A 402-nucleotide genomic window follows, 5' to 3' on the forward strand; every position below is an offset into this window, starting at 1 on the left:
GGTGCTCAATCCGCAGCGCTCCCTTTCCCATCACCCGCTCTTCCAGGTGTCCCTGGCCCTCCAGAACACCCCCCAGGCTCAGCCGGAACTCCTCGGTCTGGATGTCGTACCGCAGCCGGTGGGAACGGGCAGTGCCCGAGGTGATCTGTCGCTGAGCCTGACGGAACGCCGTACCGGGAGCGGGAATCCGGACGGCCTGGACGGATTGGTGGAGTTCGCCACGGATCTGTTCGACCGGTCGACGGTGGAGGCCCTGGTCACACGGTGGGGTCGTCTGCTGGAGGAGCTGGTCGGTGCTCCGGACACGCGGATCGGCGCGGTCGAAATCCTCTCGCTTGAGGAGCGGTGTGTGCTGCTTGAGGGTGTGGGTGATGGTGGTGTGGCGGTGCCGTGGGTGTCTTT

Annotated in this window: 1 protein-coding gene; it reads left to right on the plus strand. The window is 66.2% G+C overall.

Features of this window, described 5'->3' with window-relative positions; genetic code table 11:
- The coding region (locus MTF65_RS30105) for a condensation domain-containing protein (protein ID WP_243632169.1) at positions 1–402 on the plus strand (402 nt) is incomplete at both ends.

The organism is Streptomyces sp. APSN-46.1, from assembly GCF_022815725.1.
In the GTDB taxonomy this organism is placed as follows: domain Bacteria; phylum Actinomycetota; class Actinomycetes; order Streptomycetales; family Streptomycetaceae; genus Streptomyces.